This window comes from Massilia putida (genome assembly GCF_001941825.1).
Classification (GTDB): domain Bacteria; phylum Pseudomonadota; class Gammaproteobacteria; order Burkholderiales; family Burkholderiaceae_D; genus Telluria; species Telluria putida.
Window position 1 is genome coordinate 2,004,409 of the sequence record NZ_CP019038.1, and the last position, 15,881, is coordinate 2,020,289.

General features: G+C 63.1%; 15 protein-coding genes and 1 tRNA gene. All 16 read right to left on the bottom strand.

Translation table 11 applies throughout. From position 1 onward, the window contains the following. Positions 1-2 precede the first annotated feature (2 nt). Entirely contained in the window at positions 3-1,529 is a 1,527-nt protein-coding gene (gene nuoN / locus BVG12_RS11135) for an NADH-quinone oxidoreductase subunit NuoN (RefSeq protein WP_075792444.1), read from the bottom strand. Positions 1,530-1,552: 23 nt separating this feature from the next. Next, positions 1,553-3,079, bottom strand: coding sequence for an NADH-quinone oxidoreductase subunit M (locus tag BVG12_RS11140; protein ID WP_075792445.1), 1,527 nt, complete (start codon positions 3,077-3,079; stop codon positions 1,553-1,555). A 16-nt stretch (positions 3,080-3,095) separates the two neighbouring features. Beyond that, a complete protein-coding gene (gene nuoL / locus BVG12_RS11145; protein WP_075792446.1) occupies positions 3,096-5,216 on the bottom strand; it encodes an NADH-quinone oxidoreductase subunit L in 2,121 nt (706 codons plus the stop codon). Between the two features lie 53 nt (positions 5,217-5,269). Further along, complete coding sequence (nuoK, locus tag BVG12_RS11150; RefSeq protein ID WP_029757428.1) at positions 5,270-5,578, bottom strand: NADH-quinone oxidoreductase subunit NuoK; 309 nt, start codon at positions 5,576-5,578, stop codon at positions 5,270-5,272. Then, on the bottom strand, positions 5,575-6,267 hold the full coding sequence (locus BVG12_RS11155) for an NADH-quinone oxidoreductase subunit J (protein ID WP_075792447.1): 693 nt from the start codon (positions 6,265-6,267) through the stop codon (positions 5,575-5,577). Before BVG12_RS11155 ends, nuoK begins: the two co-directional genes overlap by 4 nt. A 26-nt stretch (positions 6,268-6,293) precedes the next feature. Next, a complete protein-coding gene (gene nuoI / locus BVG12_RS11160) occupies positions 6,294-6,782 on the bottom strand; it encodes an NADH-quinone oxidoreductase subunit NuoI (RefSeq protein WP_075792448.1) in 489 nt (162 codons plus the stop codon). A 13-nt stretch (positions 6,783-6,795) separates the two neighbouring features. Then, positions 6,796-7,866, bottom strand: a complete 1,071-nt coding sequence (gene nuoH, locus BVG12_RS11165; RefSeq protein ID WP_370662836.1) for an NADH-quinone oxidoreductase subunit NuoH — start codon at positions 7,864-7,866, stop codon at positions 6,796-6,798. A gap of 35 nt (positions 7,867-7,901) precedes the next feature. Continuing rightward, the gene (nuoG, locus tag BVG12_RS11170) at positions 7,902-10,232 is read right to left on the bottom strand and encodes an NADH-quinone oxidoreductase subunit NuoG (protein WP_075792450.1); all 2,331 of its coding nucleotides are present in this window, start codon (positions 10,230-10,232) and stop codon (positions 7,902-7,904) included. 21 nt (positions 10,233-10,253) lie between these two features. After that, a complete protein-coding gene (gene nuoF / locus BVG12_RS11175) occupies positions 10,254-11,549 on the bottom strand; it encodes an NADH-quinone oxidoreductase subunit NuoF (protein WP_075792451.1) in 1,296 nt (431 codons plus the stop codon). Beyond that, a complete protein-coding gene (gene nuoE, locus BVG12_RS11180; RefSeq protein WP_075792452.1) occupies positions 11,546-12,022 on the bottom strand; it encodes an NADH-quinone oxidoreductase subunit NuoE in 477 nt (158 codons plus the stop codon). The genes nuoF and nuoE overlap by 4 nt, the downstream gene beginning before the upstream one ends. Before the next feature lie 17 nt (positions 12,023-12,039). Then, a complete protein-coding gene (locus BVG12_RS11185) occupies positions 12,040-13,293 on the bottom strand; it encodes an NADH-quinone oxidoreductase subunit D (RefSeq protein WP_075792453.1) in 1,254 nt (417 codons plus the stop codon). Continuing rightward, on the bottom strand, positions 13,293-13,886 hold the full coding sequence (locus BVG12_RS11190; RefSeq protein WP_075792454.1) for an NADH-quinone oxidoreductase subunit C: 594 nt from the start codon (positions 13,884-13,886) through the stop codon (positions 13,293-13,295). Before BVG12_RS11190 ends, BVG12_RS11185 begins: the two co-directional genes overlap by 1 nt. Positions 13,887-13,904: 18 nt before the next feature. After that, positions 13,905-14,381, bottom strand: a complete 477-nt coding sequence (locus BVG12_RS11195; protein WP_036230641.1) for a NuoB/complex I 20 kDa subunit family protein — start codon at positions 14,379-14,381, stop codon at positions 13,905-13,907. 3 nt (positions 14,382-14,384) lie between these two features. Then, positions 14,385-14,744 (bottom strand): NADH-quinone oxidoreductase subunit A, encoded by a 360-nt coding sequence (locus BVG12_RS11200; RefSeq protein ID WP_075792455.1) that lies wholly within the window; start codon positions 14,742-14,744, stop codon positions 14,385-14,387. 295 nt (positions 14,745-15,039) lie between these two features. Next, a tRNA-Leu gene (locus BVG12_RS11205) sits at positions 15,040-15,124 on the bottom strand. Positions 15,125-15,333: 209 nt separating this feature from the next. Next, positions 15,334-15,774 carry a preprotein translocase subunit SecG gene (secG, locus tag BVG12_RS11210; protein ID WP_075792456.1) on the bottom strand — a complete coding sequence of 147 codons (441 nt, stop codon included), beginning with the start codon at positions 15,772-15,774 and terminating at the stop codon, positions 15,334-15,336. Positions 15,775-15,881 lie beyond the last annotated feature (107 nt).

A 15,881-nucleotide genomic window follows, 5' to 3' on the forward strand; every position in this document is an offset into this window, starting at 1 on the left:
CCTTACGACTTCAGCGTCAGGGTCATCGCGGACAGGCAGGCCGCCAGCAGCGGGCCCGGCAGCACGCCCAGCAGCACGACCAGGATGCCGTTCAGCGACAGCACGACGCGCATGTCCAGCGGGGTCGAGATCGGCGACGCGTCGGCCACCTCGTCGAACCACATGACTTTCACGACGCGCAGGTAGTAGAACGCACCCACCAGCGATGCCATCACGGCGATGATCGCGAGCCACAGCTGGCCCGAACCGACGACGGCGTCCAGCACGGCCCACTTGGCCATGAAGCCCATCATCGGCGGCACGCCGGCCAGCGAGAACATCAGCACGGTCATGACGATCGCGTACCACGGGCTGCGCTTGGCCAGGCCCTTGAAGTCGGCCAGTTCTTCCGCTTCGTGGCCCGAGCGGGCCAGCAGCATGATGACGCCGAAGCTGCCCAGCGTCGTCAGAACGTAGGTGATCGTGTAGTACATCGACGCGCTGTAGGCGGTGGCGATGTTCGCGGCGTTGGCGGCATCGCGGGTGCCGACGACGCCGGCCATCATGCCCAGCAGGACGAAGCCCAGCTGTGCGATGGTCGAGTACGCCAGCATGCGCTTCAGGTTGGCTTGCGCGATCGCGGTCAGGTTACCGATCACGAGCGACAGCACGGCCAGCGCCAGCAGCATCTGCTGCCAGTCGATCGCCAGCGGCAGCAGGCCTTCGACGAGGATGCGGATCATCATCGCGAACGACGCCAGCTTCGGCGCGGCGCCCAGCAGCAGCGTGACGGCCGTCGGCGAACCCTGGTACACGTCCGGGACCCACATGTGGAACGGCACGGCGCCCAGTTTGAAGGCCATGCCGGCCACGACGAACACGAGGCCGAACACGAGGATCGTGTGGTTGGCGGCGTTGGCCGACACCAGCTTGGCGATCGTCGTGATGTCCAGCGAACCGGTGGCGCCGTAGATCATCGAGATACCGTAGAGCATGAAGCCCGACGCGAGCGAACCGAGGATGAAGTACTTCATCGAGGCTTCGGTCGAGATCGCGTGGTCGCGGCGCATCGCCACCAGCGCGTACAGCGACAGCGACATCAGTTCCAGGCCCAGGTAGATCGGCAGCATGTTGTTACCAGAGATCATGATCATCTGGCCCAGCATCGTGAACAGCGCGAGCACGTAGAACTCGCCGCCCATATTGCCGGACATCATGCCGCGCTCGCCGGCGTACTGGCGCGAGTACACGAGGGTCACGCCCACGGCCAGGTAGGTGAACAGCTTGAGCAGGTTCGCCATCGGGTCCGACACGAACATGTTGTAGAACGTGTAGGACGTCGTGCCGGCCTTGAAGTCGGCGTAGGTGATCGCCGCGCAGCCCACCAGCGTGAGCAGCGACAGGACGTAGGTCAGCGTACGCTTGCCCTCTTTCTGAAACATGTCGATCAGAAGGATGGCGCAGGACGCGATGACCAGGAAGATTTCTGCAGAGACCGGCCCCAGGTTGTTGGCGGCCAGCACAGCGTTGGTGTTAATCATCGGATTCATATCGTTGTTGATGCCCTATCGACTCAGTGCGCGGCAACCGCGGCGACCGCCTGCGGCAGCTTGCTGACCGAGACGTGCTGCAGCAGGTCCGTGACCGACACTTGCAGCGAGTCGGTGAACGGCGCCGGATACAGGCCCATGTAAATCGTCAGGATCGCGAGCACGCCCAGCATGAAGAACTCGCGGCCGTTCAGGTCGACCAGTTCGGCCACGTGCTTGTTGCCGATCTTGCCGAACACGACGCGCTTGACCATCCACAGCGAGTACGCCGCGCCCAGGATCAGGGCGGTGGCGGCCAGGAAGCCCGTCCAGAAGTTGAACTTGACGGCGCCCAGGATGACCATGAATTCGCCCACGAAGCCCGACGTGGCCGGCAGGCCGCAGTTGGCCATCGCGAACAGCACGGAGAACGCGGCGAACTTCGGCATCACGTTGACGACGCCGCCGTAGTCGGCGATCTGGCGCGAGTGCAGGCGGTCGTACAGCACGCCGATGCACAGGAACATGGCGCCGGAGACGAAGCCGTGCGAGATCATCTGCACGATGCCGCCCTGCACGCCGATCTCGTTGAAGATGAAGAAGCCGAGCGTGACGAAGCCCATGTGCGCGATCGACGAGTACGCGACCAGTTTCTTCATGTCGGCCTGCACCATCGCGACGAGGCCGATGTAGATCACGGCGATCAGGGACAGCACGATGATCAGCGGGGCCAGGTAGTGCGAGGCGTCAGGCGCGATCGGCAGCGAGAATCGCAGGAAACCGTAACCGCCCAGCTTCAGCATGATCGCGGCCAGCACGACGGAACCGCCGGTCGGCGCTTCCACGTGGGCATCCGGCAGCCAGGTGTGCACCGGCCACATCGGCACCTTGACGGCGAAGGCCATCAGGAAGGCGACGAAGATCAGGACCTGCTCCTTCATCGTCAGCGGCAGGTTGTGCCATGCCAGGATGTCGAAGCTGCCGTTCGATTTGTTGTACAGGTAGATGATCGCGATCAGCGTCAGCAGCGAGCCCATGAACGTGTACAGGAAGAACTTGAACGACGCGTACACGCGGTTCGGGCCGCCGAACACGCCGATGATGATGAACATCGGGATCAAGGTGGCTTCGAAGAAGAAGTAGAACAGCAGGCCGTCCAGCGCGACGAACACGCCGATCATCAGGCCCGACAGCAGCAGGAACGAACCCATGTACTGGGCGACACGTTCCTGGATCACTTCCCAGGCGGAGATCACGACGATGATCGTGATGAACGCGGTCAGCGGCACGAACCAGAGGCTCAGGCCGTCGATACCCAGGTAGTACTGGATGTTGAAACGTTCGATCCAGGCGGCCTTCTCCACGAACTGGGGGCCGTGGGCCGTGTTGCTGAACTGCGTGAACAGCGGGATCGTCGGCAGGAAGCTGATGATCGAACCGGCCAGCGCGAGCAGCCGGGTGAAGCCCGCGCGGCTGTCGCGACCGACTGCCAGCACGATGATGCCGCAGAGGATCGGCAACCAGACCGACAGGCTCAGGTAAGGAGGAAAGGTAGAAATCGTAGACTGCATCTTGTTTTTCTCTCTTTTAAGCGTGCCAGAACGGGAAGAAGTACAGCAGCGTACCCAGCACGCCCAGGATCATCACGAACGCATAGTGGTAGATGTAACCAGTCTGGAACGTACGGACGATGGTCGAGAACCAGCCGACGACCTTCGCGGAGCCGTTGACGACGAGGCCGTCGATCAGCGCGCGGTCGCCCACTTGCCACAAGCCCTTGCCCAGGAGGCGTGCGCCGCCGGCAAAGACGATCTCGTTGAACTTGTCCATGTAGTACTTGTTGTCCAGCAGCGTGTGGATCGGACGGAGCGCCTTGTAGAAGGCCGCCGGCACGCGCGGATTGATCATGTAGCAGTAGAACGCGGCAACGACGCCGGCCAGCGCGAGCCAGAACGGCAGCGACGTGAACGCGTGCACGCCCATCGCCGCGGCGCCGTGGAACTCGTGCGCCAGTTCTTCCATCGCCGGGTGGCGTTCGGCGTTGATGGTGATGACGTTCTTGAAGAAGTCGCCGTACAGCATCGGCCCGATCGCGAAGAAGCCGATGATGACGGACGGGATCGCCAGCAGGATCAGCGGCAAGGTCACGACCAGCGGCGACTCGTGCGGCTTCTGGCCCGGGGCCAGGCCGTGGTGGCCGTGCGCGTCTTCTTCTTCGTGGTGCGCGTCCGAATCGTGCTCGGCATGGGCGTCGTGGCCGTGGGCGGCGACGGCCTGGTCGTGCGCGTCATGGGCATGGGCGTGATCGTCATGGGCATGCGCCTTGCCGAAACGCTCTTCACCGTGGAACACGAGGAAGTACATGCGGAACGAGTAGAACGCCGTGATGAACACGCCGGCCACGACCGCGAAGTAGGCGAAGCCCGAACCCCACAGGTGCGAGGCGCCGACGGCTTCGATGATCGAATCCTTCGAGTAGAAACCGGCGAAGAACGGCGTGCCGATCAGTGCCAGCGAACCCAGCAGCGACGTGATCCAGGTGATCGGCATGTACTTGCGCAGGCCGCCCATGTTGCGCATGTCCTGGTCGTGGTGCATGCCGATGATGACGGAACCGGCACCGAGGAACAGCAGCGCCTTGAAGAACGCGTGGGTCATCAGGTGGAACACGGCGACGTTGTACGCCGACACGCCCAGCGCGACCGTCATATAGCCCAGCTGCGACAGCGTGGAGTACGCGACAACGCGCTTGATGTCGTTCTGGATGATGCCCAGGAAGCCCATGAACAGCGCGGTGATCGAGCCGATGACGACGATGAACGAGAGCGCGGTGTCGGACAGCTCGAACAGCGGCGACATGCGGGTCACCATGAAGATGCCGGCGGTAACCATCGTCGCGGCGTGGATCAGTGCCGAGATCGGGGTCGGGCCTTCCATCGAGTCCGGCAGCCAGACGTGCAGCGGGAACTGCGCCGACTTACCCATCGCGCCGATGAACAGGCAGATGCAGGCAGCCGTCAGCAGCGGCCAGGTGGTGCCCGGCACGAACATGGCCGACAGCGCGCCCGCCTTGGCGAACGTCTCGTCGTAGTTCATCGTGCCGGTGGCCGCCAGCAGCAGGCCGATGCCGAGGATGAAGCCGAAGTCGCCCACGCGGTTCACGAGGAACGCCTTCATGTTCGCGAAGATCGCGGTCGGACGCGTGTACCAGAAGCCGATCAGCAGGTACGAGACCAGGCCCACCGCTTCCCAGCCGAAGAACAGCTGCAGGAAGTTGTTGGACATGACCAGCATCAGCATCGAGAACGTGAACAGCGAGATGTACGAGAAGAAGCGGTTGTAGCCGTCGTCTTCCGCCATGTAGCCGATCGTGTAGATGTGGACCATCAGCGACACGGACGTGACGACGCACATCATCATCGCGGACAGTGCGTCGATCTTGAAGCCGACCGACATCTTCATGGTGCCGATGGTCATCCAGGTATAGACGTCGCCGTTATAGGTGGCGCCGTCGATGACCTGGTTCAGCGTCATGATCGAGATGATCATCGCCACCAGGACGCCCAGGATGGTCGCGGAATGCGACACCGCCCGGCCGACCACATTGCCGAAGAACTTGGTGCCGAACAGGCCGGCGATCGCCGAGCCCGCGAGCGGCGCCAATGGCACCGCCAGCAAGAGATTAGGGTTAATAATTTGCCCCGCCATTTTGAACCTTTGTCGTATTTATCAGGAGATCAGGAGGTTGACAGACAAACCGCTTAGCCCTTCAGGCTGTCGAGGTCTTCCACGTTGATCGTGTCCAGGTTACGGAACAGGACCACCAGGATCGCCAGGCCGATCGCCGATTCGGCGGCCGCGACAGTCAGGATGAAGAACACGAAGATCTGCCCTGCCGCGTCGCCCAGATAATGCGAGAACGCCACAAAGTTCAGGTTCACCGCCAACAGCATCAGTTCGATGGCCATCAGCAGGATGATGATGTTCTTCCGGTTCAGGAAAATGCCGATCACGGAGATCGCGAACAGGATCGCGCCCAGGATCAGGTAATGAGCGAGCGATAAAGTCATTGCGCCTCCTTGGTGTTCGCTTGTGCCGCGGCAGCGGCGGCGGCGACGGCCGCGGCAGCGGCGGCGGCGACGGCCGCGTCGTCGATGGCCTTCTGGTTCACCACAGGCATCTTGACGATCTTCAGGCGGTCGTTACGCTTGACGCGGACGGCGAGGCCCGGGTCGATTGCTTTGGTGTCCTTGCGCTTGCGCAGGGTCAGCGCCACGGCGGCGATGATGGCGACCAGCAGGATCAGGCCGGCGATCTCGAAACCGTAGATGTACTGGGTGTAGATCAGGCGGCCCAGTTCGTGCGTGCCGCCGATGTGGCCCACGGCCGTTTCGGCCGGCGCATCGGCCTGGCCCAGGAAGCCGCGCCACAGGACGGCGGCCATCTCCAGCACGATCAGCGCGCCGACGCCCGACGCCACCGGCAGGTAGCCCCAGAAACCTTCGCGCATGCGGTCGATGTTAATGTCGAGCATCATCACGACGAACAGGAACAGCACCATGACGGCGCCGACGTAGACCAGTACCAGCACGATGGCCAGGAACTCGGCCTTGAGCAGCATCCAGATACCGGCAGCGTTGAAGAACGCGAGCACCAGGAACAGCGCGGCGTGCACCGGGTTCTTGGCGGTAATGACGCGCAACCCGGCCAGCACCATCACGGCCGAGAAGACGTAGAACAGAACAGTTGTGAAATCCATGACTTTACGCAGGAGCCCTTTTGTTATTAGCGGTACTTGGCGTCAGCTTCGCGCGCCTCGGCGATCTGCGACTCGTAGCGATCGCCCACGGCCAGCAGCATTTCCTTGGTGTAGTACAGGTCGCCGCGTTTCTCGCCGTGGTATTCCAGAACCTGGGTCTCGACGATCGAATCGACCGGGCACGATTCTTCGCAGAAGCCGCAGAAGATGCACTTGGTCAGGTCGATGTCGTAGCGGGTGGTGCGGCGGGTGCCGTCCTCGCGCTGCGCCGACTCGATCGTGATGGCCATCGCCGGGCACACGGCTTCGCACAGCTTGCACGCGATGCAGCGCTCTTCCCCGTTCGGGTAGCGGCGCAGCGCATGCAGGCCGCGGAAGCGCGGCGAGATGGGGGTTTTTTCTTCCGGGTACTGGACCGTGATCTTGCGCGAGAACGCGTACTTGCCGGTCAGGGCCAGGCCCTTAATCAGCTCGGACAGCATCAGGCTGCCGAGGATCTCTTTAACTCGTGTCATTTTGTGTGCTTCCTTACTTCCAGATGTTCCACGGCGTCTGCATCCAGCCAGCGACCAGCACCAGCCAGATCAGGGTCAGCGGAATGAACACTTTCCAGCCGAGGCGCATGATCTGGTCGTAGCGGTAACGCGGGAACGTGCCGCGGACCCAGATGAACAGGGAGACGATCAGGAACATCTTGGCGAACAGCCAGAAGAAGCCGCCGAAACCGCCGCCGAATTCGAGGAACGAGAACGGTGCGGCCCAGCCGCCCAGGAACATGATCGATGCCAGTGTGCCGACGAGGATCATATTGGCGTACTCGGCCAGCATGAACATCGCGTACGACATGCCCGAGTATTCGACCATGTGGCCGGCCACGATCTCCGATTCGCCTTCCACCACGTCGAACGGGTGGCGGTTGCACTCGGCCAGGCCGGACGTGATGTAGATGATGAACAGCGGCAGCAGCGGCAGCCAGTTCCACGACAGGATGTTGATGCCGTGCTCGACGAAGTAGCCGCGGGTCTGGGCGCCGACGATGTCCGAGAAGTTCAGCGAGCCCGACACCATCAGCACGACGACCATCACGAAGCCCATCGGGATTTCGTACGAGATCATCTGCGCCGATGCGCGCATGGCGCCCATGAACGAGTACTTCGAGTTGGCGGACCAGCCGGCGATGATGATGCCGTACACCTCCATCGACGTGATCGCGAGCAGCAGCAGCAGGCCGGCGTTCACGTTGGCGAGGGCAGCCTGCGGGCCGAACGGGATGACGGACCACGCGGCCAGCGCCGGCATGATGGTCATCAAGGGGCCGATCACGAACAGGCTCGGCGTGGCTTTCGCCGGGATCACGATTTCCTTGAGCAGCAGCTTCAGGGCATCGGAGATCGGCTGCAGCAGGCCGGCGGGGCCCACGCGGTTCGGGCCGATACGGATGTGGATCCAGCCGATCAGCTTGCGCTCCCACAGCACCAGATAGGCCACGAGGCCCATCAGCGGCAGCAGGACGACGACGATTTTCAGCAGCGTCCACACGAGCGGCCAGGCCGTCGTGCCGAGCAGGCTCGCGCCGCTGCTGTTCAGGTTGTTGATCATGTCAGGTACCGACATTTTGCTTGGGCTCCCCTGCTTTATGCTTTAGCTACATTGATCGGACCGAACATATCGCCCAGTACCGAAGTCGATTCGTGGGCGGCCGCGACACGCACGACGTTCGCCGGCAGGCGCGCGTCGATCGTTGCGGTCAAGACCACACTGCCCTGCCCTTGCGACACCGTCACCGCGTCGCCGGCCTTCACGCCCAGCTTCTCCGCCAGCTTGGCCGAGATGGTGGCCAGCGGCGCCTGGCCGTCGGCCGTGCGCAGCAGCGGTTCGGAACGGCGCGCGACGGCGTCGGCGAAGTGGATCGGCACATCGGCCAGGCGTTCCAGCTGCTCGCCGTTGCCGAAGAAGGCGCCGGTGGGCGCGATCTTGGCGACGTTGTTCAGCTTCGCGGACAGGTCCGTGTTGCCTTTGCCCAGGGCTTCGTCGCGGATCGTTTCCGAATTCTCGTAATCGAAGCCCGAGAGGCCCAGCAGGTTGCCCAGCACGCGCAGCACTTTCCAGGCCGGACGGGTCTCGCCCAGCGGCTTGACGGTGCCGTTGAAGCTCTGTGCGCGGCCTTCGCAGTTGACGAACGTGCCGGCGGTCTCGCTGAACGGCGAGATCGGCAGCAGCACGTCGGCGTAGTCGGTGCCGTGCTTGAACGCGGACATCGCGACGACCATCTCCGCGCCACGCAGCGCCTTGACGGCTTGTTGCGGGTTGGCCGCATCCAGTTCCGGCTCGGCGTTCAGCAGCACGTACGCTTTCTTCGGCTGCGCGAACAGGTTCGCCGCGTTCTTCGACGTGGCGTTCACCAGGTAACCGCCGACCGTGTTGGCGGCGTCGACGAAGTAACCGAACTTGGCGCCGGTCTGTTCAGCGATCCACTCGGCGACGGCGTGCAGCTTCGATGCCTGCGGGTGGTACATCGCGGCATTGCCCAGCAGGACGGCGCCCGGCAGGTCGGCAGCGTTCTCGACGACCAGCGTCGCGGCCACGGCCTTGGCGGCATCGCCGGCGGTCACGCCTTCGAAGCCTGCCGGCGCGGCAATACCTTTTGCTGCAGCGACGGCGACGGCGATTTCCGTCAGCGCCGCGAGCCAGTCGCTCGGTGCGGCGATGATGCGGTTCGCGGTCGGGATCAGGTTGTCGTCAGCCGAGCCGTGGACGATCGACAGCTTGGCGCCCGATTTCACGGCGGCGCGCAGGCGCGTCGCGGCCAGCGGGTGGTCCTTGCGCAGGAACGAGCCGACGACCAGCACGCGCGCCAAGGTCGACAGTTCGGCGATCGGCATGCCCAGGTGCGGGACCACTTTACCGTCCAGCGCGAAGTCGGTCTGGCGCAGGCGGAAGTCGACGTTCTCGATGCCGAAGCCGCGCATGGCTTTCTGCAGCAGGAACAATTCTTCGACGGTCGAGTGGGCCGTGCCGATGGCGGCGATGCTGTCCGCGCCGTGCTCGTGGCGGATGTTGCGCAGGCCGTGGGCGACGTATTCCAGCGCCGTCTGCCAGTCGGTCTCGATCCACTTGCCGTCCTGCTTGAGCATCGGCGTGGTCAGGCGCGAGGCGTTGTCCAGCGCTTCGTACGAGAAGCGGTCCTTATCCGACAGCCAGCACTCGTTGATGTTCTCGTTTTCCAGCGGCAGCACGCGCATGACCTTGCCGCCCTTGACCTGGACGATCAGGTTCGAGCCGAGCGAATCGTGCGGCGACACCGAACGGCGGCGCTGCAGTTCCCACGGACGTGCCGAGTAGCGGAACGGCTTGCTGGTCAGCGCGCCGACCGGGCACAGGTCGATCATGTTGCCCGACACTTCCGAGTCGACCGACTTGCCCACGAACGTCGTGATTTCCGAGTGCTCGCCGCGACCGACCATGCCGAATTCCATCACGCCGGCCACTTCCTGGCCGAAGCGCACGCAGCGGGTGCACTGGATGCAGCGGCTCATCTCTTCCATCGAGATCAGCGGACCGGCTTCCTTCGGTGCCACGACGCGTTTTTCTTCCGCGTAGCGCGATTCGCCCTTGCCGTAGCCGACGGCCAGGTCCTGCAGCTGGCATTCGCCGCCCTGGTCGCAGATCGGGCAATCCAGCGGGTGGTTAATCAGCAGGAATTCCATGACGGACTTCTGCGCCTGCACGGCCTTGTCGCTGTGCGTGCGCACGATCATGCCCGGGGAGACCGGGGTGGCGCAGGCAGGCAGCGGCTTCGGCGCTTTTTCCACTTCCACGAGGCACATACGGCAGTTGGCCGCGATCGACAGCTTCTTGTGGTAGCAGAAGTGCGGGATGTACGTTCCCAGTTTGTTTGCGGCGTCCATCACCATCGAACCTGGTGGGACTTCGACTTTCTTGCCGTCTAATTCGATTTCAACCATTTGATCGTTACCTGACCTGGTTTAGAGGTAAGTCGGCACCAGGCAGTGCTTGTGCTCGACGTGATATTCAAATTCTTCGCGGAAGTTCTTGATCATGGCGCGAACCGGCATCGCGGCGGCATCGCCCAGTGCGCAGATGGTGCGGCCCTGGATGTTGTCGGCGATCGAGTTCAGCATGTCCATGTCTTCCGGACGACCCTGGCCATGTTCGATGCGGTGGACCATGCGGTACATCCAGCCCGTACCTTCACGGCACGGCGTGCACTGGCCGCACGATTCCTCGTAATAGAAGTAGGACAGGCGCAGCAGCGACTTGACCATGCAGCGGGTCTCGTCCATGACGATCACGGCGCCCGAACCCAGCATCGAACCGGCCTTGGCGATCGAGTCGTAGTCCAGGTCGGTCTGCATCATGACATCGCCGCGCACGACCGGTGCCGACGAACCGCCCGGGATGACGGCCTTGATCTTCTTGCCGCCACGCATGCCGCCGGCCAGTTCCATCAGCTTGGAGAACGGCGTGCCCAGCGGGACTTCGTAGTTGCCCGGACGCTCGACGTCGCCGGAGATCGAGAAGATCTTCGTACCGCCGTTGTTCGGGCGGCCCAGCGCCATGTACTCGGCGGCGCCCAGGTTCAGGATGAACGGGACGGCTGCGAACGTTTCCGTGTTGTTGATCGTGGTCGGCTTGCCGTACAGGCCGAACGAGGCCGGGAACGGCGGCTTGAAGCGCGGCTGGCCCTTCTTGCCTTCCAGCGATTCCAGCAGCGCGGTTTCTTCGCCGCAGATGTAGGCGCCGTAGCCGTGGTGCGCGTGCAGCTGGAACGAGAAGCCCGAACCCAGGATGTTATCGCCCAGGAAGCCGGCGGCGCGCGCCTCTTCCAGCGCCTCTTCGAAGCGCAGGTATTCCTGGAAGATCTCGCCGTGGATGTAGTTGTAGCCCACGGTGATGCCCATCGCGTACGCACCGATGGCCATGCCTTCGATCAGCGCGTGCGGGTTGTAGCGGATGATGTCGCGGTCCTTGAACGTGCCCGGCTCGCCTTCGTCGGTGTTGCAGACGAGGTATTTCTGGCCCGGGAACTGGCGCGGCATGAAGCTCCACTTCAGGCCGGTCGGGAAGCCCGCGCCGCCGCGGCCGCGCAGGCCGGACGTTTTGAGGTCGGCGATGATCTGCTCGGGCGTGATCTTCTCTTCCAGGATGCGGCGCAGCGCGGAATAGCCGCCGCGCTTGACGTAGTCTTCCAGGTGCCAGTTGTCGCCGTTCAGGTCCTTCAGGATCAGCGGATTGATGTGGCGGTCGTGCAGGCTGGTCATTTGTTCAGTTCCTCCAGCAGGGCGTCGATCTTCTCGTCCGACATGAACGAGCACATGCGGTGGTTATTCACCAGCATGACCGGCGCGTCGCCGCAGGCGCCCATGCATTCGCCTTCGAGCAGCGTGAACTGCCCGTCTTCGGTCGTGTCGCGGAAATTGATGCCCAGGGCATCCTTGATGCGCTGGGCGGCGCGCTCGCCGCCCGACAGCGCGCACGGCAGGTTGGTGCACACGGTGATCTTGTGCTTGCCGACCGGCTTGATGTTGTACATGTTGTAGAAGGTGGCCACTTCCTGCACGGCGATGGCGGGCATGCCGATGTAGTCGGCCACTTCCTGCATCGTTTCCGGCGACAGCCAACCCAGTTCGACCTGCGCGTGGGCCAGCGCGGCCATCACGGCCGACTGGCGCTGGTCGGCCGGATACTTGGCCAACTCGCGGTCGATTTTTTTCAAGCACTGCTCAGATAACATAATCTTTTCTACCCTTCTTATCGGTCGATCGAGCCGAACACGATGTCCTGCGTGCCGATGATGGTGACGGCGTCGGCGATCATGTGGCCGCGCGCCATTTCATCCAGGCTCTGCAGGTGGACATAGTCCGGGGTGCGGATCTTCAGGCGGTACGGCTTGTTGGCGCCGTCCGAGACGATATAAATGCCGAACTCGCCCTTCGGATGTTCGACGGCCGCGTAGGCTTCGCCCGGCGGGACGTGGAAGCCTTCGGTGAACAGCTTGAAGTGGTGGATCAGCGATTCCATGTTGGTCTTCATGTCCACGCGCGACGGCGGGGCGACCTTGTGGTTGTTCGTCATCACCGGGCCCGGGTTCGCCTTCAGCCAGGCGACGCACTGCTTGATGATGCGGTTGGCCTGGCGCATTTCCTCGACGCGCACGAGGTAGCGGTCGTACGAGTCGCCGTTGGTGCCGACCGGGACGTCGAATTCCACCTTGTCGTAGGCGGCGTACGGCTGCATCTTGCGCAGGTCCCAGGCGATGCCCGAGCCGCGCAGCATCGGGCCCGAGAAGCCCATGCCCATCGCGTCTTCCGGCGTCACGACGCCGATGCCGACGGTACGCTGTTTCCAGATACGGTTGTCGGTCAGCAGGGTCTCGTATTCGTCGACATAGCCGTCGAAGCGCTTCGTGAACGACTCGATGAAGTCGAGCACGGAACCCTGGCGGGTCTCGTTCAGTTCGTCGATGGCCTTCTTGCTGCGCAGCGGCGATTCGCGGTGGCGCGGCATCACGTCCGGCAGGTCGCGGTACACGCCGCCCGGGCGGTAGTAGGCCGCGTGCATGCGCGCGCCCGACACGGCCTCATAGACGTCGAACAGGTCTTCGCGGTCGCGGAACGCGTACAGGAACGGGCCCATGGCGCCGATGTCCAGCGCGTGCGCGCCCAGCCACATCAGGTGGTTCAGGATGCGGGTGATCTCGTCGAACATCGTGCGGATGTACTGCGCACGGATCGGCACTTCGATGCCCAGCAGCTTCTCGATGGCCAGCACGTAGCCGTGCTCGTTGCACATCATCGAGACGTAGTCGAGGCGGTCCATGTACGGCACGGACTGCAGGTAGGTGCGGGTCTCGGCCAGCTTCTCGGTCCCGCGGTGCAGCAGGCCGATGTGCGGGTCGGCGCGCTGGATGACCTCGCCGTCCAGCTCCAGCACGAGACGCAGCACGCCGTGCGCTGCCGGGTGCTGCGGACCAAAGTTCAGGGTGTAATTTTTAAGCTCAGCCATTATTTCATCCCGTAGGTTTCTTCGCGGATCACGCGCGGGATGTTCTCGCGCGGCTCGATCGTCACGGGTTGGTAGATCACGCGTTTCTGCTCGGGGTCGTAACGCATCTCGACATAGCCCGAGATCGGGAAGTCCTTGCGGAACGGATGGCCGATGAAGCCGTAGTCGGTGAGGATGCGGCGCAGGTCGCCGTGGCCCTCGAACAGGATGCCGAACAGGTCGAACGCTTCACGCTCGAACCAGTTGGCGTTGCGCCAGATGCCGGTGATCGAGTCGACCAGCGGCATGTCGTCGTCCGGGCAGAACACGCGGACGCGCACGCGCCAGTTGTGCTCGATCGACAGCAGGTGCGATACGACCGCGAAACGCAAACCGTCCCACGTGCCTTCGCCGTAGGACGAATAGTCGACGCCGCACAGGTCGACGAGTTCCTGGAAACGCAGCGCGGGATCGTCGCGCAGCTTCTGCATGGAGGCCAGGTAGTCGGCGGCCTTCACAACTACCGTTACTTCGCCCAGCGCCACGGTAATGGCAGCGCCCTCGCCCAGAGCATTCTTCAGGGCGAGTTCGAGGGCTTCGATTTTTGTCGTCATGGTTGAAACCGGCTTGGATTATCGCGCGATGGTATTGGTGCGCTGGATCTTATTCTGGAGCTGGATGATGCCGTACAGCAGAGCCTCGGCGGTCGGCGGGCAGCCCGGGACGTAGACGTCGACCGGCACGATGCGGTCGCAGCCGCGCACGACGGAGTACGAGTAGTGGTAGTAGCCGCCGCCGTTGGCGCAGGAGCCCATCGAGATGACCCAGCGCGGCTCGGCCATCTGGTCGTAGACCTTGCGCAGTGCCGGCGCCATCTTGTTGCACAGGGTACCGGCCACGATCATCACGTCGGACTGGCGCGGCGACGGGCGGAACACGACGCCGAAACGGTCGAGGTCGTAGCGCGCGGCGCCCGCGTGCATCATCTCGACCGCACAGCAAGCCAGGCCGAACGTCATGGGCCACATCGACCCGGTGCGTGCCCAGTTGATCAGCTTGTCGGCTGTGGTGGTGACAAAACCTTCGTTTAAAACGCCTTCAATAGCCATGGCTTATTCCCAATCAAGGGCACCTTTCTTCCAGATGTACCAGAAGCCGACGACGAATTCGACGATGAACACCATCATCGTGACGAATCCGGTCCAGCCCAGGTCGCGCATCGAAACGCCCCAAGGGAAGAAGAATGCCGTTTCCAGATCAAACAAAATAAACAGGATCGCGACCAGGTAGTACCGGACGTCGAACTTCATGCGCGCGTCTTCGAACGCTTCGAAGCCGCATTCATACGGGGAGAGTTTTGCCGCATCCGGGCGATGGGGACCGACCACGCGGCCGAGGACTTGCGAGGCGACGCCGACGACGGTGCCGATCACAATGAAGAGAAGAACGGGGAAATAGTTCTCGAGGTTCACGATGAAGCCTTAGTTGAACGATCGGTTGAAAAAACACTGCAGGGGCTGCAGTACCGCATCGCGCAATCCTGGCTTTTTGCCTACACCAGGATCGTACGACTGGAGACACTGAATCATCCGCTTCGCGTTGCCGATCCCGACCTTCGAGGCTCGCCGCACGTTCGTACGACCGGGCTTCTCGGGCCAGAAGCGCCGCCGCTGGGACGGTTCTTCAAAGCCTCCGACAGATCCTCGTAAAAAAGCCAGCTAGGCCTGAGAGCGGAAGCTCATGCGCCCTAGCTGGCTTCTTGTATCTTGGTGCCGACGGCGAGACTCGAACTCGCACAGCTTTCGCCACTACCCCCTCAAGATAGCGTGTCTACCAATTTCACCACGTCGGCTGGAGACCAGTATTCTACCCTGCCTTAGCAGCATTTTTCAATGCTCAAATTGCGCTAAACCAAGAAAAAATACTCTTTTTCCCAACTTTTCAAAATCCGTGTTTACGACGACCGAGTCGGGAAAGCCGGTCGCCGGCGCTGGCGGACCGAAGCCCGCCGAATAGTACACCACCCTGCGTGCGCTTGCAGGAAGTGGCTGCGCCGCAAAATTACTTGGCGGGCGCGGGTGCCGGTGCGGCCGGCGTGGCGACGCCCGGCACGTCTTGCGTAGCGGCCGGAGCCGGCGCCGCAGGTGCGGCAGGCGCAGGAGCCGGCGTGGTGGCCGGGACGGCATCGCCGGCGCCGGCGGGCACCTTGTTCGCGGGAACGGTCACGTGTTCCATCACGCCGCCGCCGACGCTCGCATGCGGACGGTTGGTGCCGAAGTACGCCAGGCCCAAGGTCGACGCGAAGAAGATCGCGGCGGCGACGGCCGTCGATTTCGACAGGAAGTTCGACGAGCCGCTGGCACCGAACAGGCTGCCGGACGCGCCGGAACCGAAGGCGGCGCCCATGTCGGCACCCTTGCCGTGCTGGACGAGCACGAGACCGATGATGGCCAGCGCGGAGACGACCTGTACGACGACGATCAGATTGAACAACACGTTCATTGTTTATTCCATTCCAAGGTTGACTACTACGTTTGCAAAAAACTTTGCTACTGCGTCGTCCCCGCGAAGGCGGGGCCCCATACCGAGCCGACCAGGCACGCTCGGCA